This window comes from Corynebacterium sp. NPDC104732, from assembly GCF_055583565.1.
Genome location: NZ_JBVJNS010000005.1, coordinates 14260 through 35153 on the forward strand (window position 1 = coordinate 14260; position 20894 = coordinate 35153).

19 protein-coding genes are annotated in these 20894 nt (G+C 57.0%); 4 read left to right on the plus strand and 15 right to left on the minus strand.

Features of this window, described 5'->3' with window-relative positions; genetic code table 11:
- Nucleotide 1: 1 nt before the first annotated feature.
- Both ACZ6ZO_RS04975 and ACZ6ZO_RS04980 read right to left on the minus strand, forming a co-directional pair.
- The gene (locus ACZ6ZO_RS04975; RefSeq protein WP_182385632.1) at nt 2–1057 is read right to left on the minus strand and encodes a ParA family protein; all 1056 of its coding nucleotides are present in this window, start codon (nt 1055–1057) and stop codon (nt 2–4) included.
- A 118-nt stretch (nt 1058–1175) separates the two neighbouring features.
- The gene (locus ACZ6ZO_RS04980) at nt 1176–2648 is read right to left on the minus strand and encodes a peptide MFS transporter (protein ID WP_465291026.1); all 1473 of its coding nucleotides are present in this window, start codon (nt 2646–2648) and stop codon (nt 1176–1178) included.
- Nucleotides 2649–2970: 322 nt separating this feature from the next.
- Here ACZ6ZO_RS04980 and ACZ6ZO_RS04985 point away from each other — a divergent pair, with 322 nt between their 5' ends.
- Together ACZ6ZO_RS04985 and ACZ6ZO_RS04990 are read left to right on the plus strand one after the other, a co-directional pair.
- Nucleotides 2971–3234, plus strand: coding sequence for a hypothetical protein (locus ACZ6ZO_RS04985; RefSeq protein ID WP_182385630.1), 264 nt, complete (start codon nt 2971–2973; stop codon nt 3232–3234).
- Nucleotides 3235–3379: 145 nt separating this feature from the next.
- Nucleotides 3380–4888, plus strand: coding sequence for a glycosyltransferase (locus ACZ6ZO_RS04990; RefSeq protein ID WP_465291029.1), 1509 nt, complete (start codon nt 3380–3382; stop codon nt 4886–4888).
- Nucleotides 4889–5080: 192 nt separating this feature from the next.
- Here ACZ6ZO_RS04990 and ACZ6ZO_RS04995 read toward each other — a convergent pair whose 3' ends face one another.
- Nucleotides 5081–7861: an FAD-binding and (Fe-S)-binding domain-containing protein gene (locus tag ACZ6ZO_RS04995; protein ID WP_182387514.1), complete on the minus strand. Its 2781-nt coding sequence runs from the start codon at nt 7859–7861 to the stop codon at nt 5081–5083.
- A gap of 128 nt (nt 7862–7989) precedes the next feature.
- Here ACZ6ZO_RS04995 and ACZ6ZO_RS05000 point away from each other — a divergent pair, with 128 nt between their 5' ends.
- Nucleotides 7990–8694: a GntR family transcriptional regulator gene (locus tag ACZ6ZO_RS05000; RefSeq protein WP_182385628.1), complete on the plus strand. Its 705-nt coding sequence runs from the start codon at nt 7990–7992 to the stop codon at nt 8692–8694.
- Here the strand turns inward: ACZ6ZO_RS05000 and ACZ6ZO_RS05005 are convergent.
- From ACZ6ZO_RS05005 to ACZ6ZO_RS05035, 7 genes are all read right to left on the minus strand, one after another.
- Nucleotides 8684–8908 carry a hypothetical protein gene (locus tag ACZ6ZO_RS05005; RefSeq protein WP_182385627.1) on the minus strand — a complete coding sequence of 75 codons (225 nt, stop codon included), beginning with the start codon at nt 8906–8908 and terminating at the stop codon, nt 8684–8686. The genes ACZ6ZO_RS05000 and ACZ6ZO_RS05005 overlap by 11 nt on opposite strands.
- A gap of 9 nt (nt 8909–8917) precedes the next feature.
- The gene (locus tag ACZ6ZO_RS05010) at nt 8918–10270 is read right to left on the minus strand and encodes a TRAP transporter large permease subunit (protein ID WP_182385626.1); all 1353 of its coding nucleotides are present in this window, start codon (nt 10268–10270) and stop codon (nt 8918–8920) included.
- Between the two features lie 105 nt (nt 10271–10375).
- Nucleotides 10376–11146, minus strand: a complete 771-nt coding sequence (locus ACZ6ZO_RS05015; RefSeq protein ID WP_465291032.1) for an ABC transporter ATP-binding protein — start codon at nt 11144–11146, stop codon at nt 10376–10378.
- Nucleotides 11143–12201 (minus strand): FecCD family ABC transporter permease, encoded by a 1059-nt coding sequence (locus ACZ6ZO_RS05020; RefSeq protein ID WP_182385624.1) that lies wholly within the window; start codon nt 12199–12201, stop codon nt 11143–11145. Before ACZ6ZO_RS05020 ends, ACZ6ZO_RS05015 begins: the two co-directional genes overlap by 4 nt.
- 9 nt (nt 12202–12210) lie before the next feature.
- A complete protein-coding gene (locus ACZ6ZO_RS05025) occupies nt 12211–13296 on the minus strand; it encodes an ABC transporter substrate-binding protein (protein ID WP_465291035.1) in 1086 nt (361 codons plus the stop codon).
- Between the two features lie 12 nt (nt 13297–13308).
- A complete protein-coding gene (locus tag ACZ6ZO_RS05030) occupies nt 13309–14076 on the minus strand; it encodes a class I SAM-dependent methyltransferase (RefSeq protein WP_465291037.1) in 768 nt (255 codons plus the stop codon).
- Between the two features lie 153 nt (nt 14077–14229).
- Complete coding sequence (locus ACZ6ZO_RS05035; RefSeq protein ID WP_465291039.1) at nt 14230–15753, minus strand: MFS transporter; 1524 nt, start codon at nt 15751–15753, stop codon at nt 14230–14232.
- Between the two features lie 95 nt (nt 15754–15848).
- Here ACZ6ZO_RS05035 and ACZ6ZO_RS05040 point away from each other — a divergent pair, with 95 nt between their 5' ends.
- Entirely contained in the window at nt 15849–16391 is a 543-nt protein-coding gene (locus ACZ6ZO_RS05040; RefSeq protein ID WP_465291041.1) for a TetR/AcrR family transcriptional regulator, read from the plus strand.
- An 8-nt stretch (nt 16392–16399) separates the two neighbouring features.
- Here the strand turns inward: ACZ6ZO_RS05040 and ACZ6ZO_RS05045 are convergent, their stop codons facing one another.
- The 5 genes from ACZ6ZO_RS05045 to ACZ6ZO_RS05065 all read right to left on the minus strand — a co-directional run bounded on the left by ACZ6ZO_RS05045 (nt 16400) and on the right by ACZ6ZO_RS05065 (nt 20722).
- Entirely contained in the window at nt 16400–17227 is an 828-nt protein-coding gene (locus tag ACZ6ZO_RS05045; protein WP_182385619.1) for a metal ABC transporter permease, read from the minus strand.
- Nucleotides 17208–17894: a metal ABC transporter ATP-binding protein gene (locus ACZ6ZO_RS05050; RefSeq protein ID WP_208767917.1), complete on the minus strand. Its 687-nt coding sequence runs from the start codon at nt 17892–17894 to the stop codon at nt 17208–17210. The genes ACZ6ZO_RS05045 and ACZ6ZO_RS05050 overlap by 20 nt, the downstream gene beginning before the upstream one ends.
- The gene (locus ACZ6ZO_RS05055) at nt 17891–19216 is read right to left on the minus strand and encodes a metal ABC transporter substrate-binding protein (RefSeq protein ID WP_465291044.1); all 1326 of its coding nucleotides are present in this window, start codon (nt 19214–19216) and stop codon (nt 17891–17893) included. Before ACZ6ZO_RS05055 ends, ACZ6ZO_RS05050 begins: the two co-directional genes overlap by 4 nt.
- A gap of 94 nt (nt 19217–19310) precedes the next feature.
- Nucleotides 19311–19976, minus strand: coding sequence for a ZinT/AdcA family metal-binding protein (locus ACZ6ZO_RS05060; protein ID WP_182385616.1), 666 nt, complete (start codon nt 19974–19976; stop codon nt 19311–19313).
- A 152-nt stretch (nt 19977–20128) separates the two neighbouring features.
- Nucleotides 20129–20722 carry a Type 1 glutamine amidotransferase-like domain-containing protein gene (locus ACZ6ZO_RS05065; RefSeq protein WP_182385615.1) on the minus strand — a complete coding sequence of 198 codons (594 nt, stop codon included), beginning with the start codon at nt 20720–20722 and terminating at the stop codon, nt 20129–20131.
- Nucleotides 20723–20894: the final 172 nt, after the last annotated feature.

Here is a 20894-nt window from a genome sequence, read left to right on the forward strand (position 1 = left end):
CCTAGGAAAATAAGGCATCGTATACCCGGGCTGCCACCTCATTGATCTTCGTGGCATAGTTGTCCCGCTGGTTGATTTGGGCACCTTTCACCCCGTCAGCGCTGGTGAGCGCCATAATGGGCGCATGCGCGTCCTGTGCTGTGGCAGGCATGGAGTGCATGTGTGGCACGTGGCCGAGCAGATCAGCCCGGGAGTAATTGCTCAGGGCCTTTTTAATCCGCTCTGCTTCGGTAGCGAACTTCCCGCGAAAGCGTTCAAAGGCGCCCACAAGTTGCTCTTGCCCATTAGACTTTCGCTTCATGTACTCCAACGTGGTGTACCCCAGGTAGCGCAGCCCCTGACCGTCGTATCCACCCAAGCGCAGGGCTTTCGTTTTTGCATCCACATCAGGGGAAAAGCGTGCCCATTCCATGAGGTTACCCTCGCACATCTCGGAATACTGGCTGACCCAATCCTTGAACCAGCGGGCAAGGTTTCCGAAGGCATGGAAGCTGAACAGATCGGTGGCTGTCGGGGTGACAAAGGCATCGCACCCGAGCAAGACAGTGCGGTTAAACGGCCCCAGGCTGGGGCCAACGTCAAAGAAGATCGCATCGTAGCGATCCTGCTCCTCCATTGCTACTGCCAGCTGACCGGCCCAATGGATACGACGAAACGGGCCGGTTTGCCGGCTCAGCGCTGACTGCCACGCGTCACTCATCAAGTCTTCAATCTGCGACAACGCCGGATGCCCGGCCAGGACATCCACCCCGAACCGCTCCGAACGAAACGGGCGAATGTTGGTATTGATCTGCGATTCACCCTCCCGCAGTGGCACGAAGATCGCATACACCGTATTAGCCAAAGAATCTCTCTCCGCAGCTTCGTTGTCCAAGCTGTTGAGGTAAATCCGCTCGGTTTGTTCCTCGCTCAGCATCAGCTGGGTAGCGTTGCACTGCGGATCACAGTCAACGTAAAGGACGCGCTTACCGCGGCTAGCAAAGTAATGGGCAACGTTGGTGGAAAGAGTTGTTTTTCCCACGCCACCTTTATTGTTGAAAAAGCTGATTGTGCGCACCGCGTCGTCCTTTGTTTTTCGTGGTTCAAAGAACCAAATATAACAAAAGTGTCACGAAAAGGCGGCATGAGGGATGCCGGGCAGGTGGACGTCGATAAGCCTGCCCAACAGCGGTGGCTTACCTCACCCCACCGAAGGCCTTCAAAACCGGCTTCACCAGCACAAACAGCACCGCGCTGACAATCAACGCTGCGGCCGACAACGCAATGAAATACGTCCGTTCGGCGGACGCGGAGGTTGGATCATAGTAGCCAGCCAGGGTGCCGGAAAGCGCAGTACCGATAGACAGCGACAACAGGTTCAAAGACATCGCGCGAGCCTTGAACGCGTCAGGCGCCACGCGAGTTGCCATGGAAAGCCCCACCGGAGAAATATGCAGTTCCGCCAAAGTGAAGAGGAACAAAACCAGAACAATCACCCAGAACGGCGTGGAAAGCTCACCGCCACCGGCAAATGGAAGGAAAACCAGCGGCGCGATGCCGATGACAAACGTACCCAGTGCATACTTCAGTGGCGCGGAAGGCTGCCGCTCTCCCATCCAAGACCACAGCCCCGCGAACACGGCGGCAAAGACGATAATGAACACCGGATTGATGGAGTGAATCCATGACGGTGGGATCTCAAACCCCCAGAACGTGTGGTCGAGCCGCTTATCGGTGTACACAGCGAGCACCGTGAACTGCTGTTTGAAGATGGTAAAGAACGTCACCGAACCGATGAACATCGGGATGTAGCCCAGCAGTCGTCGTTTCTCCTCCGGGCGGGTGAGCGGAGAAGTAAACATCTGCGCAAACAGGAACAACGAGGTGAGCACAGCGATGATGGCCACGATATTGGACAGCTGCTTTGCATGCAGGATCTTGAAGTAAAACAGCGCCACGATGATCGCGATGCCCACAACGGTCCCCACCACCAGCAGCGGCATCTTCTCCTTCGGCAGCGGGTTGACCGGGGCGTGGGTTTCTGGAGTGATGGTGTGTTTACGCATCACCGCGTACTGAATCAACCCGAGTGTCATACCGATCGCTGCGGCACCGAAGCCCCAGTGGAATCCGGACCACTTCCACAGCGCACCCGTCACCATCGGCCCGATCAGGGCGCCGATGTTGATCCCCATGTAGAAAACAGAGAAACCGGCGTCGCGACGTGGATCGTTTTTGGCGTACAAGTTGCCCAGCACGGTTCCCGCGGCAGTCTTCAGACAGCCCGCCCCCAAGGCGATGCAGATCAGGCCGATAACCATGCCCGGATACCCTGGGATTACTGCCAGGGATAGGTGACCGATGACGATCACGATGCCCGAGTAAAACACTGTTTTCTCGGCACCCAACAGGCGGTCGGCTACCCAGCCACCGATGATCGCAGACAAGTAGACCATGCCACCGTAGGCGCCGACGATAGCCGTAGCTAGTTTCTTGTCCATAGCCAGTCCACCCTCGGTGGTCTGGTAGTACATGTAGAACAAAAGGAGCGACTGGAGGCCGTAGAAGCTGAACCGCTCCCACATCTCAACTCCGAAGAGGTTGGCGAGGCCCCAGGGATGACCGAAAAACGTGCGCTCTGCGCTACGTTGCATAGCTACTTGTGACATGCAGCTCATTATTCTCCTCTTTCGGGGGTAATGACAAACAGCAATTGTTCTACAGAAAGTTGCGTCTTGCTGTACTGCGGCCGTGACCAGGAACAACTTGGTTCCGCTCCGCGATATCGTGAGGTAATGCCAACTCAGCTACGCAGTCCTGCCCTCCCGCTTGTCGGCTTTGGAACCTTGCTGCTCCTGACCTGGCGGTTCCTTCCGCTTCCTAGGTCTGTAAGTATGCCACTGCTATCGGTAGCTATGGGCGCACTTTGCGGCCGGCGTTGGCCTGCTGTGCCGAGATGCCCGACACTGGCGTCGGCTCGCGCTTTTGGGAGTGACCTTTGCTGGGGGCCTCATCCTCTTTGAGGTGTCCTCGCGCTCAGCGGAGTCCCTCCCGGTAGCGTTTGGCCTCGTCATAACGGCTAGCAGCGTCCTGTCACGGTGCCCGCGCTGGGCTATCATTCCGGCGACCGCCCTGGCAGTGCTGCTGGATTTTGCGCAGCTTCACGACGACCGTCCCGCCCCCATCCTCGTCGCTGCCCTGTTGGCTATGCTGTCGGCTCCCCGGCCGTGGATCGCCACAGCGGCGGGAGCCTGAGCCCTTTCAATTCATGATCACTGCAGGTGTAGACCAGTTCACGGTTGTCACTCCGCTACAGATAATAGGGACCGCCCTTCTCACGAGCGGCGTCTTTTCACTACTTCCGACTTGGAAGCCATTACAAGCGGTGGGACGGCACGGTTTGACGCTCAATCTGGTGGCTGCGGTGGTGGCTACGTGGTTCGGTTCCACCTCAGCGACCTTCACCAGGACGTCCGCGTTGCGAGAGTTGGGGATAGCCCCGCCTCAAGTATTCGATCCGCTCGGCGCTTACTCGCTCTTGCTCCACGGCTGTCCACACTGGCCGGAGTGTGTTGCGTCTTGGCGACACTACGTCATGACTGGGGCCCGTTGGAAAAGCTTTTCACCAGCCAGTAAGCGTAACGGCTTGGGTGGCACTATCTTGGTGGCTATGAGTCGTCAGCTGAAAATCGCCCAGTTTGTAGATAACTATGGGCCAGCGCATAACGGATTATTGATTGCGGTACAGCAGCTGGAGGGCGATCTTTTGAGCCGTGGCCATGAGGTGATTGTCGTCGCTCCGAAGGCAAAGGGACGCAACCCACACCAGGGAAACCCGAATCGGGAGGAAATCCGATTGCCTTCCGTCGTGGTCCCTAAGCTGCCCGTGCGGATTGCCTCGGGGCGTAAATTCACGTCCACTATTAAAAAGATCGGCAAGCTCCAACCCGATGTGATCCATGTGCATGGGTTTGGTCCGATTGGGGTGTTGGGTCTGTGGTCGGCTGTGCGCCATGACATCCCACTCGTGGTCACCTGGCACACCGACTTCGACGCCTATGCCGAGCACTATCCGGCTATCTTGCCGGTGCTGCGTGGAGTTGTGCGACTGTTTGCGCAAATGAACCGCTCCGAGGTCTACGCCCTGAGCGATATCAAGCAAGCACGCCTGGAGTTGGGGGACAACGCCTCCCTCCTCGGATTAATGCGGCGCATGCTCACCGAGGCAAATATTGTCACCGCGCCGTCACCGAAAACTCAAAGTCGCGCGCTGTTACTGGCTCCTGGTGCGGATGTGCGTTGTGTGCCCAATGGCGTCGATAAGCTGCCTGCTGGCCCTGCCCCCATCGAGCGTGGCACCGGCCCACTCATCATGTACGCCGGCCGCATTGCCCCGGAGAAAGGACTCACGCTCCTTTTCGACGCCTTCGAGCTCGTCGCCGAGATCCGGCCAGATGCCCAGTTGATGGTAGTCGGCGATTGGGAACACACTAAATCACTGCGGCGACGCCTCGCCAAGATGCGGGAAAAATACCAGGTGATCCTGCCCGGCGAGCAACCGCATTCTGAGTTGGGTGCGTACTACGCCATGGCCGACGTGTTCGCTTTCCCCTCCACTACTGACACGCAGGCGCTGGTCCTGCACGAAGCCGCCCTAGCAGGACTTCCCATCGTGCTCGCGGACACGGAACTAGACCTAGTGATTGAGCCCGGCATCAACGGCGAATTCGGTGGTGCCACCCCGATTGCTTTTGCCGCCGCACTACTCAAAGTGATTGACCGTCTAGCTGACCCCGCGTGGGCCGATCGCGCCCGCTCCCGCTCCCAGGAACTAGCCGGGCAGTGGAGCTTAGAATCCCAGGCCGAGGCCATGATGCGCATATACGAGGAGCTAAGCGACAGGCACTGAGGTTTCACGAGGCATTAATTAGCACCCGGCGGCGCTTGGATAGCTATTTGCTAGCGAAAATTAAATCCCTACGCCTATCCACTTAAATGACCTGGGGTTTTAGCAATCGAGGTTGATAGGGATTTGTTTCTCGAGGCAAGTCCCTATCAGCTCGCGTCCCAATCCTGAATACGTACTTGGATCAAATTCGGGTTAGCTACCAGAGCGTCGCAGCTTCTCCGCCAACACCTGCGCCAGATGCTGAGGTTTCACACCAGTTCCCTGCTCGATATGGGTCCGACAGGAGAAGCCATCGGCCAGCACAATGCCCTCATGCTCGCGGACTCGCGGAAATACCTCCCGTTCTCCGAGTTCAAAGGACATTTCCGCATGACCGGCCTCATAACCCCAGTTTCCGGCAAGGCCACAGCAGCCAGTGCTGATGGTCTCCTCCGTGATTCCCAACGCTGCCAGGATCTCCGAGGTCCCGGCGCGATCCCCCAAGGAACGTTCGTGGCAGTGCACCTGCGTGAGCGCGGAGATTTCTTCCTGTGCCAGTGGAATGTCCAGTTCTCGTAGCCTTGCCGCAACAAAACTACTCCACGAGACCGTAAGTTCTGACAGTTTTTCCACCAACGGGTCGTCGGAAAGCTCGGCAATATCGTGCTGCAACATGGCAGTGCAGGAGGGCTCTATCGCCACAACTGTCATCCCTCGTTCGAGGTACGGCTTCATGGTCTTGGCCGTTTGGGTCAGGACGCGTTTCACCATCTGCAACTGACCAGTGGAATGGAAAGTGAGGCCACAGCAGACAAAACCTTGTGGGATGATCACCTGGTAGCCGAGTACTTCTAACAGCTTTACCACCGCCTCGCCTGCGGAACTATCAAGGTGATTATTGAAGGTATCCGGCCACAGCACCACTTGCGTCGAATGTTGCTGGCCCTTCCGCCGTGATCCCCATTTCTGCAGGCTGCGTGGCGCAAAATGAATCAGCGGGCGACCAGTGTCCAAACCACCCAAGTGCGCTATGACGGTGCGTAGTCCGGGCGTATGCATGGCCTTATCGACGGCCCATCCAACACCAGGAATCTTGTGCAACAGATGCGCACTCAGTGGCAACCAGCCCATCATGTAGTGAGCCATCGGGCGGATCTTTTTGGCGTAAAATTCGTTGAGAAACTCAGCCTTGTATGTCGCCATATCCACGTTCACCGGGCATTCTGACGCACAAGCTTTACAAGAAAGGCAAAGGTCAAGAGCTTCTTTGACCTCTTCAGCGCGGTAGCCATCTTTGACGGACTCACCGCGGAACATCTCAGACAAGATACGCGCCCGTCCTCGGGTGGAATGCACTTCATCGTGCGTGATCTGAAACGACGGGCACATCGCGTTGTCCATGGATCGACAAGCGCCGACCCCCACGCACCGATTCACCGCGTTAACAAAACTGCCTTTGTCCTTGGAGAACTTATGTGTAGGAACTAGTTCCAATTCCCGCTGTCTCGGGCCCGGTCGTATCCCATCAACTACCTCATCAGCCCACACCAGCACGCCCGGATTAAATACTCGCTCTGGATCAAAGATCAACTTAAACCGTTCGAAGAGGCGCCGCATTTCCTCGTTGTACATGTATTTCAGCAGTTCGCTGCGTGCTCGCCCATCACCATGTTCTCCAGACAGCGACCCCTCATAGTGAGACACGAGCTGAGCGGCTTCATTCATGAACGCGTGAAAAACCGCTACGCCTTCCTCGCTGCCGAGGTCGAAGGAGATCCGAACATGCACGCAGCCCTCTCCAAAGTGGCCAAACGGGATGCCCTGCAACTCATACTTTTCCATCAAGGCGTACAGATCCCGCAGATAGTCTGCCAAGTTTTCCGGTGGCACCGCGGAATCCTCCCAGGAAGGCCATGCCTCTCCGCCATCCGGCAATCGCGTAACAATGCCCGCCGATGCTTCACGAATCCGCCACAGTTCCTTCATCTGTACTGGATCGCTTACCACCACAAAGTCCACGGTGTCCACAGTGCGAGCAACGTCCTCTGCACGCGCCAGTGCCTCTTCAGCACTTGGACCAGTCACTTCGCAGTACAACCAACCACCGGTATCCATACCTTTGCGGATTCCCGGCAGGTTGGCTCCCGCATTCTGCTGGCCATTCTTTGCACGCAGCGCACCCAGCAGGTCACCACCCATCCCTTCGATGGTGGTCACGTTTTCCAAACGGAGAACCGGTGCGGCCTTAGCCGCGGCGAAAACATCAGAAAAACCAAGCACCGCCAAGGCTTTCGCCTTCGGCACTTCCACCAGCTTTACCGTGAGCGACGTGATGATTCCACACGTCCCTTCCGTTCCCGCGAACGCCTTAGCCACATCGAAGCCACGCTCCTCCAACAGGTAGTGCAGCCCATAGCCAGAAACTTGGCGAGGAAACCTTCCAAGAGATTCCCTGATGAGATCCGCATTGTCCTGAACAAGGGAATGTAACGCTGCCTCAATATCGGAGTCACTCGCAGCACCTTTGGAAAGAGTAACTTCCCGACCGTCGTAAAGCAGCACAGTGACTGCCTCGAGGTTTTCGGCCGCAGTACCCCACGCGACGGAGTGTGACCCGCACGCATTGTTGGACACCATTCCTCCGACAGTGCAGCGACTATGCGTGGAAGGATCCGGCCCGTAAGTCAGCCCAAACTCGGCAGCCGCGTCACGCAGCTGGTCACACACCACCCCAGGCTCAATCACGGCGGTCTGCGTCTCCGGATCAATGGACAGGATACGGTTGAAGTGGCGGGAGGTATCAATAATCAGCCCTTCCCCCATCGCATTACCGGCAACTGAGGTGCCACCACCGCGACCGACGATCGGCCAGCCGTTCTCTCGGGCGATATCGAAAGCATCGAGGATGTCTTGTTTGGTGCGAGGTTCCACCACACCTGCGGGCACCCGGCGGTAAATGGATGCGTCCGACACATACGCTGCCCTGGTAGTCATATCCGTCCGAAGTCCCGTGCGAGAGACCTTGGCAAAGTAATTCTGGTCGGTGGTTATGTTATTCACGTGGGGTGAACCTCCTATAGCTTCAGTAACATGTTACAGGGTCTGCTGCTACTATCCAGGGCATGATGATGCGCGTAACTCGAGCCAACACCCTCACCGAACAGGTTATGGACCACGTTCGCAGCGCTATTTTTGACGGCTCCATGACCGCCGACGAATGGTACAGCGTTTACCAACTCGCAGATCAGCTTGGCATTTCCCGCTCTCCCGTGCGCGACGCACTACTTCGACTCGAAGAAGCAGGCCTAATCATGTTCGTACGAAATCGCGGTTTTCAGATCCGACGCACTCGCCCCGAGGATGTCGCAGAAATCTTCGCTCTTCGCCTGAGCATTGAACCTGGAGCAGCCGGTCGCGCCGCGCTTCTTGCGGATACTCAGGCAATCGCCAATCTGCAAGAGCTGCTCAATTCGATGGAACAAGCAGCCCACCAAGGACACTCTGACCACTTTTTCGACCTCGACCAAGCTTTCCACGCGGAAATCCTGCGAGCCGGCAACAGTCCACGGGGCCGTGATTTCATCGACCGGCTCCGAACCAACACACGCCTGATCGGAGCCAGCACCGCTGGATCATCCCGAACTTTGCTAGATATCCATCGCGAGCACCAGCCCATATTCGAAGCGATCGCGGACGGAGATATCGCCGGAGCCCGATCAGCAATGTCCGGGCATGTGACCACCACAGGACAACTCCTTCTGAAGCAAGCAATGCCCGATGCTAAAGCCGAGGATCTGCAACTACTGTGGGAGCAGTTTACTGCTTAGCTTTTTGGTAGTTGAGCACGAAGGCACTTACTGCGCACACCGCTGCGCAGCTGTAGACGATTTTGGAGAACTTCTTCCCCGCCCACAGTACCCACTCCCCATCCAGCGCGACCAGCCCAGCGAACTGCGCTAGCACAATGAACAGACCGCCGGCAAGAAACAGTGCCAGGGAAAGGTAAAACACAACTTTTGCTAGGTGAAATACAGTTGACATGTCCTGCTCCTATCCTGCTGGAATGTAAATCGGAAGCCATCCCATACCGATGACCACTGCCAACAACACCATCGGCACCACGAACCATGCCACCAATGGAACGAACATCTTCGAGGGTTCTGCATCCGCCATAGCCGCAGAGAGATAAATCGGCGCACCAACTGGCGGGGATGCACCCTCAGTCGAGCTGCAGAGAAGAATCACGATTACCGCCAGCGTCGGATCCAGACCAACGGCGGTCAGAGCAGCCATGGCAGGAGCACCAACAGCTGCAGCGGTAGCCGTAGAAGAAAGTGGAGTCGCCACGATGATGGTCAGCACCGCGACCAGAGCGATCATGAGAATCTTCGGCAAATCCAAGCTGCCAAGCAGAGCACTAAGCTCATCGCCTACGCCCAATTCATCCATAATCTCCGCAGCGCCAAGCGCCGCAAAGAGCGAAATACCTACCGTGGCAAACTGCGGAATTTCTTTGACCAAATTCTGCTTCAGCTTCGGAATATCGTTCTTGAGATGCTTAAAGCCTTCAATCACCGCGATCACGGAGATGAGAATTGGCACCCACACGATGATGGACACGGCCTTGAGAGCCTTGTCACCGACATGTTCTGGCTGGGACAGCCACTGAGCCAGTGGCCCAATGGTGATGAAAACCGGGATTAAGATTCCCCAGAAAATCGCCGGGGAGCTCCATCCTTCTTTGAATGACTGCTTGAGAGGAACGTGGGTATCGGCAGTGTCCTTGGGCAAATTGAATTTTTTGGCCCAGTACGCCACAAGGAGGAGTCGGTAGAGCACAGCGTACGCGCCAGCACAGGCAAGGGCTACGTACACACTCGAAGCCGTTGCCCCCATGGCTGCGGGTAGCGCAAGGATGATGAACATCGTGGAGTTCGGCGGCAGAGCCACACCCAAACCGGAGTTGCCTGCTACGAGGGTCGCTGCACGCTCAGATGACCAGCCAGTTTTCTTCATCCACGGCACAGTAACCGAACCGACTGTAGCCGAGTTACCAGCCGTAGAACCTGCGACAAGACCGATTATCGCAGAGCCCAAGGTAGACACATATCCCGCACCACCGCGGACGCGACCGAACATCGAGTTCAAAATGGCAATCAACCGGTCGATCAAGCCAGTCGCATTCACGATTGCGCCCATAAACACAAACGCCAAACCGGCAAACAAGACTTCATTCTGGGCACCAGCAATGACGCCTGCCTTTAACAGGTGGAAAAAGTCTTTTCCTCCCAGCGCGGCGACAGCGACTAAGCCCACCAACAAAGCTTCTGAGATGTCGCGTTTCATCACCACGTTAATCACGACTGCGACGCCGATAAATACCGCCAAGGCAACGATTCCCATATCCCCTCCTCTACATAGTTCAAGCTAAAGTGATGCACATCACCGTAGCATGTTACATGTTGGATGGAGAAAACTTTCTGTTTTTTATTCGCCAGCAAACACCCCCTACTCAAGCGTCACTGCGACGTACCGCCCACGTAGTTGTGTCACCTCGATGGGAATTCCAAAAGTTTCAGTCAATATGTTGGCTAGCTCGTCACTGTGGCCGTGCGCGTGGTCAGGGGTGATGAAGGTGCTGCGGCCCTGGTGCAACAGACAAAGGGTATCCGCGTGATTGAGTGCTTGAGTGAGGTCATGCACGACCATCACTACTGACATGTTGTGCGTGTGGGCTGCCTTGCGGACGAGAGCGAGCACCTCTGCTTGGTTTTTCACGTCCAGGCTGCTGGTCGGCTCGTCCAGGATCAGCACTTTAGGCTGGGTAGCCAGGGCACGGGCGATTGCCACTTTTTGTTGCTGCCCACCGGAGAGCTCGTTGAGATATCTGAAGGCGATGTCATCTAGCCCGAGGGAGGCGATAGTCTGTTCCACCACGGCGTGGTCTTCGGCGCGGGGTCCGAGTAGGAAGTGTGGCATTCTTCCGAGCAGGATCGCGTCGTACACCATCGTGGGTGATGTTTCACTTCGCTGTGGCACATAGGCCACTGTTTGGGCGAATTCGTTGGTGCTGTAGCTGGTGATCTCGCGTTCGCAGACCTCCACAGTGCCGGTTTTCGCCCCAAGTGTTCCCAAGAGGCAGTGGAGCAAAGTAGATTTTCCCGCGCCGTTGTTACCCAAAATCGCGCACACTTTTCCGGCTGGAACATGGAGACTGACGTCGGTAAGCGTCGGCGAGCGGTGCGGATAAGAAAAGGACAGGCCTGTTGCGCGGATCATGGCTGCCTCCGAAGTTGCCGAAGGATAATCATGAGAAACAGTGGCGCACCAAGAAATGAAGTGACGGCGCCAACTGGAAGCACAGTGGGGGCAATGATCAGGCGACTAAACGTGTCCGCAAGCAGCAGCACCAACGCTCCCGCCAGTGCGGAGCCCGGCAGCACATATCGGTAGTCCTCCCCCACTAATCGCCGGACAATGTGGGGTGCGATGAGACCAACGAAAGCGATAACTCCCACGACAGACACCACCATGGCGGTTGCGGCAGCGCCGATGATCAGTGTCCAGGTCCGCAGCCGGATCACGTTTACGCCCAGCGCTTGCGCCACGTCCTCCCCCGCGTCCAGCGCGTTGTAGGACCAGATTTTCCAGACGAAAAACGCGAGCGCCAGCACAACCACCACAGTCATCACGACCAAGTGCGGCCACCGAGCGCGCCCCAGATCGCCAAACGCCCAGAAAACAATCGCCGCGATCTGCAGCTCATCCGCAAAGTACTGAATCAGTGACGTGCCTGAGGTAAACAGCGAGCTCAGCGCCACACCCGCCAGAATGATTACCGATGGCGTGGCAGCCCGTTGTCGCGCGAGCAGCGCAATAACCGCCACCGAAGCGAGCGCCCCCACAAACGCGCACAGCGCCGTCACTGTCGGATTGGTGTCAACCACGCCTGAGCTTTTCGACGACGATCCCACAAAAAACACCACCGAGATAGCAGCCCCGAATGCTGCGCCCTGCGATACTCCCACTGTTGATGAGGACGCCAGCGGATTGCGCAGTACCGCCTGCATCGTTGCTCCCGCTACGGCGAGAGCAACGCCGGCCAACAGCGCCGCTAACGCCCGTGGCAACCTGACGTTCATCAGTACAAGGTGCCCTCGGGTTCCCGGCGCGAAGGCTTCCCATACCCCGAGGAACTGCCTGGATGTCCCACCGATGGACAACGCGAGGAAGAAGGCAGCCGCCGTAGCTGCCATCAGGCCAACGATGACTAATGCTCGGCGGGTGCGATGATGCTGATACCGGGCACGGAGGGCAGTGCGGTCTTTTTGCACGGCGTTCAGTTAGAGTTCCACCTTACCAAAAGTCAGACCTGCGGCCTCAAAATCCGCATACAGCTTTTTACCCAGGAATAGTTCTGTGATTTCGTCGAATTTCTTCACGGGGTCGATATCGTTGAAGGCCTCTGGCGCGAGCACGGTGCCTGCATAGTACGCGTCAGCGATGGCGATCTCAATGTTGGCACCGTAGAAGTTGTACGGCAGCTGGGTGTACAGCTTGCCGTTGTGGAACGCGGCCACTTCGTCGTAAAGCTGCGGGCGGGCGGCCACGTCGTCGCGGATCATGTTCATGTTACTTGCGGTGAGGAAGACGACGTCCGGGTTCCAATTCACCAGGTCCTCGATGTCCACGGTGACAGCTTTGTTCCCTGCCAGAGCTGCGACGTTGTTCGCACCAATCGCAGCTAGTGGTGGGTAGGCGCCGTGGGTACCCGTGATCCCGTGTGGCCCCTTGAAAGAAACCCCACCCACGTAGGTGCTCGGGCGCTGTTCGGCAGGCACTTTTTCGCCACGCGCTTTGAGGTCGTCGCGCATGTCTCCTGTTGCCTTGATGAGGGTGGTTGCGCGTTCCTGCTTGGCAAAGGCTTCGCCAAGAATGTGCAGCGATTGCTCGAATTTGGGGTCGAACAGGTCCTCGTAAAGCACGGTAATGACGGGGATCCCGGTGGTGGCGGTGACATCGTCTGCGGTTTTCGCATCCCACGTGGCCACAATCACTTCTGGGTTTACACCGATCAGCGCTTCCATATCCGGCTCGGCTCCGGGCCCACCTTTGCCAATTGAGGGGAGCTTGCCAAATTCTTCGCGATGCACGTAGGCGTACGGTTTGCTCACTTTGCTGTCACTGTCGATCTGTTCGACGCCCACCAGCTTCTCCGTGATCTGCAGGTAGGTCAGCATCCGTAATGTGCGTGGCCCAGCAGCCACGACGCGCTGGGGTTCCTTGTCGAAGGTGATCTCACGGCCATTGATGTCCGTGACTGTTAGCTGCTGCGCGGTTGCTGCTGGCGGGGTGTCCTCCGGGGAGCCACAACCGGCAACTGTCAACGCGACAACGCTGAGCACCGCAACAAAGGCCTTCTTGAACATGGGTTTTCCCTTCTACTGGTTGAATCCCGGAACCTGCCAAATGGCAAGAACAAAACGCATCGTGACGGTGACGTCAATGGTCTCTCCCCCGCGTTCATTGAAGTAGGAGTCTGCTGCCTCGAACAGTTCATTGCCATACATGCTGGCGTGAACCTGCAATTCCCGATGCACGGTTTCCCGATCCATCGATGTCACGAACTCGCCGCCTTCATACCGCAGCTCAGGGGCGGCTCCTGATTGCCAGAGCGCGACAAGTTTGTCAGCCATCTTTTGCGCGCCACCGTGCGGGTCTTGTTTTGCATTGATGTCCATGCGTTCCAGCAGCACATCAAGCACATCGATGCGTCGATACACCGGCGAGGTGTTCACACACCATCCGCGGGACAGCTCTTGGAGCCGCACAACATCCTCTGGAGTCCGTACCGCCGGGCATTTGCTAGCAATCACCAGGTCGAACTTTTCCTGAGAGATTGGCTCGCGCTGCCAATCCAGTTGTTGGAACTCAACGTTGTCGATGCCAGCAGCGATTGCAGCACGTCGTGCCTGTGCGATCATTCCTGGTGAAGAATCCACCCCGAGCCCACGGGAGATGTGGCCGGCGAGCTGACTGAGATGCCAGCCAGGACCGCAACATACATCAAGCACCGTGCCCGCTTCCGGTATTGCACCAACCTCCGCCAAGGTTTCCAAGAGCAAGTCGGACTGCTTCTGTTGCAATCGAGCTAAGTAACCTTCAGCTTTCGCGTCCCAATAGTCAGTTCGGTCGGCGGCGTTGTGCATCCTACAAGCTCCTACAAGGTTTCGGTCTGGTTCCACCTGCGAGTGGAGGCGGAACTAGACCACCGTTAGAAAAGTTTTTCTTAAACGGTACCTTAATGAGCTTACTAAACCCATTTTGTGAATGTTTATTCACAACATTTGCAACTCGGCTCCTTAATCGAGTTTTGCTCCTCGCAGCAGGATCAAAGAAAGGGTCGCTGCCCCCAACATCAGACCAACAGCAATACTGGAAGAAAACACCACGCTGTGGTCGAACGCGTGGCGTGCGGAAGCGAGAAGCTCCGCACCTGGAGTTCCCCCTATTCGGAGCGCAATCTCGGTTGCTCCGCCGAGCGTTTCCCGAGCGATATCACCCTGATCGGGGCTAATGCCAGCCGGGATCTCGATCGAGCGTCGGTATGCAGCATTAAGCACCGAGCCGAGCACCGTGGTGCCCAAGACCGCGCCGATCTCATAAGCCGTTTCTGATATTGCAGACGCGGCTCCAGCTTTTGCCGGAGGAGCGGCCGCCATGATCATGTCGTTTGAAATGGTTTCGGCAGCTCCTACCCCAATTCCTACCAGGGTGAACGCCGCCACTAGGCCCCAGTCGGAACCAGCATCTCCTGCGACCATTATCATGAAGTAACCGACAGCGTTGAGCAGCAACCCTGCTGTCACCAGCTGGCGGGGACTCAACCACGCTGCCAGTTTCACCACCACAAGCCCAGCCAGGATGGTGGCGGCGGTTCCCGGCAGTAGCAACAACCCTGCCACCATGGGACTGTGCCCGCTGACCAATTGGAAGTGCTGGGAAATGTAGTAGAGGAACCCAACCAGCGACATCATGCTCAGCAGGTTGGCCAGCACAGCACCGGTAAAGTGCCGCTCCATGAACAACCGAACATCAAACATTGGCGAGGCAGCGTGCAGCTGACGGCGAATCAGCCACCACGCACTAATAGCCACTATCACGGCACCCACACCAATCCACGGGCTCAAACCCTGATGGGCCACGTCCTTGATGCCGTAGACCAGTGGCACCATCACTGCCAGCATGAGCAGAATGCTCGGCACGTCGATGGGCCCGGGCTGGGTGTCTTTCGATTCTGGCACCACCAGTGGCGCTAGCAGGACCATGGGAACCAGAATTGGGACGGACATCCAGAAGATGGAGCCCCAGTAGTAGTGCTCCAGGAGGAAACCGCCCACGATGGGGCCAAGAGCGGAGCCACCAGAAAAACAGGAAGCCCAGACCGCAATCGCGAGCCGTCGCTCTTTGGGGACCGTGAAAATATTGCGGATGAGAGACAGCGTCGCAGGCATTAACGACGCCCCAAAGAATCCCATGACCGCCCGGGAGGCAATGAGCAAGGATGCGGTCGGAACAAGTGCAGCAATGATCGAGGTGAGAGTAAAACCAATCCCACCGATCAGCAGCAAACGCCGACGGCCCCAACGGTCCCCCAATGCCCCCATGGGAATAAGCAATCCAGCGAGTATTAGACCATATACATCCACAATCCACAGCTGCTGGTTGCCTGTTGGTTGCAGTGCAGTAGAAATTTCGGGCAGTGCGAAGGCCAACACAGTGTTGTCGACTGAAACCAACAGGACAGGCAGCATGAGTACCACCAGGGCCCACCACCGCATCGCGTACGGCTGTTTGGTTCCAGTTACTGCGGTTTTGACCTCCATGATCCGCTTACCTTCCTCTCATTAGTCACGCCTTAATCACACCCTGCAAACTGTACCGTCCAGACGGTACAGTGGCAAGGCGTTATAATAGTGGAATGTCAGCCAAAGAAAAGCTACTTGACGCGTTCGAAGACATCCTCATCTCCCAAGGGGAAAATTCCGCCACCCTGGACGCGGTAGCCCAGAAGGCCGGTGTTTCCAAAGGTGGCCTGCTCTACCACTTCCCGTCAAAAACAGCGCTGATCACCGGGCTGACAGACCGACTCGAAGAGCGCATGAATGAAGACATTTCCCTCATGCAGCAAGCCCCCGGTGGCGTGGCCGCGTACTACATCCGCACCTCATCAATCATTGACGATGCTTACGCCCGCACTCTCATTGCCGCCACAAAGCTATCGGGGCCACACACTGCACGCATCGTAGAATTGCAGCGCAATGGACAGCGCACCATTTTAGAGTTGCTTACCAAACAAACCGGATCGGTCGCCGCAGCTCAAGCACTCCTATTGATCGGGGATGGCCTGTACCACAATTCACTCATCGACGGCGAATGCAGCACGGCGCGGATGCCCGACCTCGCCACGAATCTCAGTTCCATCAGCGCGTTGCTAGGTGCCGGAGACAGCGCCGACAGTTAGCTCGCTTCTTAGGCTGCCTGGCGTTCCCCACCGGACTTCACGATGGCACGGTACACCACCAGCAAGATCAATCCGATGACCGCGGTGACCACGATCGAACCGCCCGGACGAACATCGAACCGATAGGAAAAGACCATCCCGAGCATCGTGTACGCCACGCCGAGTACAAGCGTGAGCAGGAACGCCGCCTTATAGCTCCTAGCCACGACCAGCGCTGCAGCTACTGGCAGCACCATCAGCGACACCACCAACAACGCACCAATCACCTTGGCGGCCAGTGCTACCGTGATAGCAGCTAGCCCGGTAAAGGTGGCGTTCACCAGGGCAACGCGATGGCCAGAGATTCGGGCGAGCTGCGCATCGACCACCATGTCCATCAGGCTGCCGTAGCTAAGCACGCTAGCTACCACTACCAAGGCGAATGCGAGCGCCGTAGCAGCCACATCACCTGCGGTTACGGCCGTGATGCTGCCGAACAGATAGGATTCAAAGCTCCGTCCGGTTGGCGCCAAATCTGCCAAGATCACGGCCATGCCGAGGCCTGCGCTGAGGGTGACCGCGGTGGCCATATCTCCGTATTGCGGAAAGCGTCGCCTCAGCAGTTCGATCAAGAACGCGCCGAGCACCGCCACGACGACCGCCCCGACCACCGGCGAAAAACCTGCGATCAAGCCCAGCGCAACACCCGCCAAGGAGGTATGTGACAGGGCATCGGCCATCATCGAGGTCCTCCTGCTCACCATCACGATGCCCAGCATGGGAATTGCGATCGAGAGCATCAGCGCAACGAGCATGGTGCGACGCACAAATTCAAATTCAATTAGTAGCTGCAGCATTGATCAGCGTCCCCCGTTCGATGGAAAAGATGTGGTTGACGGGAAGGTTCTTGGTAATCTCCCCGATGTTGTGTGTGACGATCACGATCGCCAGGTTGCGCTGTTTGTGCAGCTGGCGCAGCGTCTGGAAGAACCGCGACCGACTATCGACGTCAACTCCACTTGTTGGCTCATCCAGGAACAGCACGTCCGGTTCGTGGATGAGTGCACGGGTGATCAGTACCCGCTGTTGCAGTCCTCCGGAAAGTTCGGAAAACGGCACGCGAGCATAGGTGTCCAGGCCCATCTGTGCCAGGAATTCTTCTGCAAGAGCGTAGTGACGCTTCCTCGGTATCTTCACCAGTCCAAAATCACGACTCAGGCCCTGCACCACGAGTTCCCGGGAGGTGATGGGGAAGGAAATCTTTTCCATCGCCGTGGTTTGAGGAACGTAGCCGATGCGGTGGAAGTGGGTGCCGCTGGAGGCCGGGGCGTCGAAAAGCAGGCAGCTTCCCGACGCCGGACGGTACGCCCCTGTGAGCAGGCGCAACAGCGTGGACTTACCGCAACCATTTTCGCCGGTAATACACACGATTTCACCGGGCGCAACGCGCAGGTTGATGCCCTGTAGAACTGTTACTTTCCCGAACGCGAAACTTAAGTCTTGAACGTTGATTATTTCTTTCACTGGGGTGTACTTTCTACGGCCAGTGCAGTAGCCAAGTTCTCTAGGTTGAACTGCACGATGTCTGTGTATGTTTCGTGGTCAGAATCGATTGGTCCGTATTCCATTGAGCACAGTGGTAGTGCTACGCCACCAATCTCGTCCGCTATCACTTGGGCGGTTTTCGGATCGCTGCCTAACTCGTAGAACACGACGTTGATTCCGCTTCTCCGGGCCACCCGAATAGCTTCGGTCAGCACCCGGAGCTTCGGAGCTTCATGGGTGGTCAGCCCCTGCAGCGGGTGCTGGGTCAGCTCATAGTCGCGCGCCACGTACGCAAAGGCATTGTGGCTTGTCAGGAACTCTCTGTGCTGAGCCTGCTTGAGCTTATCTTTGAATTGGGCTTGCAGTTGTGTGAGCTTAGCGACGAGCTTCCGCGTCCGTTTATCCAGCTCAGCCTCATGTTCAGGCAGCAGCTGCTTGAGCTGGCCGCCAATCGCGTTGGCGTACCGTTTGGCGTTGACGAGGGACAGCCACGAGTGGGGATCGAAGATACTGTGTTCTGTCTTGGCGGAGCCACCTTCGATCACGGGTTCAGTAGCGATGGTGGCGCCACTGTTGTCCGCGAACCAGTAGGGCAGGATTTCTTCCGATTCGCGGTCGGACACAAAGATCCAGTCCCCTCCTTCCGGGAAGGAGAAAGTAACGTCGCCACTTTCGTGACCCATTTTGATGGCATGCACGGCAGAATCGACCACCTTGGTGTGTTCGCGCTGGGCTAGTGGTTGGCCTTCAGCGTTCATGACGTCGCGGCCGCGTTGGACGAGGTCGTTGGTGGATAGGTTTCCCGGGTCTTTAAAAAATGCCGCCCGCAGTTCCCGCTCGTGGGTGTGGCCGAACATCATGGTGACGTCGGTACCGGCCGGTATGTGTATGCGCCCGATGTATTGAAATTCCCCGAGTGCTGCGGCGCCTTTGTAGTTGATCAGTTCTACATATTCCGAGAGGTTCAGGATTGGTAGCGTCGGTAAGGCTTCTTCTACCTGCGGTAGCCAGGGCTCCATGTTGGCTCCGTTGACCACGAGCAGGTCTGCTTGCGATAGGGCGCGAATGTCTTTGGGAGACGGTTCCCACAGGTGCGGGTCCTGGTTGTGTGGCATGAAGGAGCGGACGTCGGCATCAGGGCCGGCGATTTCACGTACAAGGCTGTAGATGGGGAAGAAGGAGCCGTAGATGATGGCACGTTCTTTGCTGGTTGGGGTGGGTGACCCGCAGGCCACCAGGAGCACTGCGGGGATGAGCAGTGCCGCGATCAGTGCTTTGGGTAGCTTTGTGATCACGTGCATGGGGTGATACTTCCTCAGTAGGGGTGAAACACCAAACTGCCACGGAAAGAGACACCTTCGCGTGGCAGTTCATGTCAGATGCGTTTGGCGATTTCTAGTGCGCGTGTTCCATGAGTTCGTCCACGATCTGCTCCTTGGTTGCCACCTTTGGATCGACGAAGGTTGGGAACTTCTCTTCCTGCTTCATCGCTTCTTTGTCATTGCCGAAGCGGGCGTGGAAGTGCTGGAGGGATTCTTCACCGTGCATTGGCATGAGGAAGATGTACTTGTATTCAGCATCGGATTCGGCCTTGAATACGGACCATTTGAGCTGATGTCCCTTGTAGTCTTGCTCGAAACCCTCGTCGAAGGCGTACTTGATGGGGGTTTCGGTTGGGTTGTCCAGGGTGGCACCGTCCTTGACAAAGGTGACGGTGTCGCCGTCGATGGCGAGCGCGCCGAATGGGACGCCGTAGCGTTCCTTCAACTGTGCTTTGGTCTGGGTGACGTCTACTCCATGTTCCTTGGCTGCTGCTTCAAATTCGGCGTCGTAGGAGGCATCGTCCAGGAATGCTGCCAGGCTTGCGTACTTGCCTTCCCAGTCGGCGAGGCTGGCCTTGTGGGTGGAGGGGCTCTTCGTCTCAGTTGGGGCCATGGAGGTAGCCACCGCGCTGCTTGTCGACGGCGCAGTGCTGGAGTCCTCGGAAGAGGAGCAGCCAACCAGAGCCAAGGAGCCCACGAGGGCCAAAATTGGAAGCTTCAAGCCTGCAATGCTTTTCATTTTTCAATCTTTCTTGGTGTGCTTTACCCCGCAGAACTACACGTTCAATTGGGGTTTGATAAGTACAGACAAACCAATTTATATAGGTTAGCCTGTACTAACTTGCACCTTGCCACTGTTGATGAAAGTTGTCAAATGGCTGTGAGAAAAATCTAAATGAGGGTCACGACCCCGTCCTCGATGACGAGCGCCTGGCCGTCGCGAAGCAGCTGCAGCGGATACTTTTCGCCATACTTCGCAACAATCTCCGCCACCAGCGACACCGGATATGCCGGAACAGTGCCAGAAGCATGCGGAACGACGCACAGCTGCGTCAATCCCAGCCCCGTATAGTCCTTAAGCTCGGGAGCCTTATCCGGCGAGTCCATAGGAAAAATCGGCTCGATCGATGGACCAGCTACCACCGATCCAGCACTCGTGCCGATATACGTGAGCCCACCTTCCACCTTGGCCTTGAGTACATCAAAGGCCCCCGTACTACGAAGAACGTACAGCAGATCACAGGTCTCCCCGCCCGCCACATACACCGCATCAACCCCAGAAAGAATCCGCTCGAAATCCTCAAGTGGTGTGGTTTCCGCCGGGAGATCTATCACGTCGAAGCCCTGTTCCACCAGCGTATTGCGCTCAGTAAGGACCCACGGCGCATCACCGTAACTACGGGCAGCGTCGCCAATGTAGGCAACCTTGCCAGACACAAACTCAGGGAGCCTTGGGTGCAGAAACGAAGTGAGGATGAGCATCATGGCGCCGAGGGTACCGGAAGATCACTTGACTCCGCGTTCCCCGGGATTTCCCAAGTCAAGTAATTCGAGATCTATCTCCTTTATTTTCTTCATGAGAGCTGTTTTCTACCTGACCTTCCCCAAACATTGTGTGATGGATGCGATCTTCCCAAGCCCTTGCTCACCTTTGGGC

Bases quoted from the DNA above. Each gene is read 5' to 3' on its own strand.
- ACZ6ZO_RS04980 (WP_465291026.1), bottom strand. From the start codon at position 2,648: ATGTCACAAGTAGCTATGCAACGTAGCGCAGAGCGCACGTTTTTCGGT.
- ACZ6ZO_RS05030 (WP_465291037.1), bottom strand. From the start codon at position 14,076: ATGCACAACGCCGCCGACCGAACTGACTATTGGGACGCGAAAGCTGAA.
- ACZ6ZO_RS05065 (WP_182385615.1), bottom strand. From the start codon at position 20,722: ATGATGCTCATCCTCACTTCGTTTCTGCACCCAAGGCTCCCTGAGTTT.
- ACZ6ZO_RS05045 (WP_182385619.1), bottom strand. From the start codon at position 17,227: ATGCTGCAGCTACTAATTGAATTTGAATTTGTGCGTCGCACCATGCTC.
- ACZ6ZO_RS05005 (WP_182385627.1), bottom strand. From the start codon at position 8,908: ATGTCAACTGTATTTCACCTAGCAAAAGTTGTGTTTTACCTTTCCCTG.
- ACZ6ZO_RS05040 (WP_465291041.1), top strand. From the start codon at position 15,849: ATGTCAGCCAAAGAAAAGCTACTTGACGCGTTCGAAGACATCCTCATC.
- ACZ6ZO_RS05015 (WP_465291032.1), bottom strand. From the start codon at position 11,146: ATGATCCGCGCAACAGGCCTGTCCTTTTCTTATCCGCACCGCTCGCCG.
- ACZ6ZO_RS05010 (WP_182385626.1), bottom strand. From the start codon at position 10,270: ATGGGAATCGTTGCCTTGGCGGTATTTATCGGCGTCGCAGTCGTGATT.
- ACZ6ZO_RS05000 (WP_182385628.1), top strand. From the start codon at position 7,990: ATGATGATGCGCGTAACTCGAGCCAACACCCTCACCGAACAGGTTATG.
- ACZ6ZO_RS05060 (WP_182385616.1), bottom strand. From the start codon at position 19,976: ATGAAAAGCATTGCAGGCTTGAAGCTTCCAATTTTGGCCCTCGTGGGC.
- ACZ6ZO_RS05055 (WP_465291044.1), bottom strand. From the start codon at position 19,216: ATGCACGTGATCACAAAGCTACCCAAAGCACTGATCGCGGCACTGCTC.
- ACZ6ZO_RS04995 (WP_182387514.1), bottom strand. From the start codon at position 7,861: ATGACTACCAGGGCAGCGTATGTGTCGGACGCATCCATTTACCGCCGG.
- ACZ6ZO_RS05025 (WP_465291035.1), bottom strand. From the start codon at position 13,296: ATGTTCAAGAAGGCCTTTGTTGCGGTGCTCAGCGTTGTCGCGTTGACA.
- ACZ6ZO_RS05035 (WP_465291039.1), bottom strand. From the start codon at position 15,753: ATGGAGGTCAAAACCGCAGTAACTGGAACCAAACAGCCGTACGCGATG.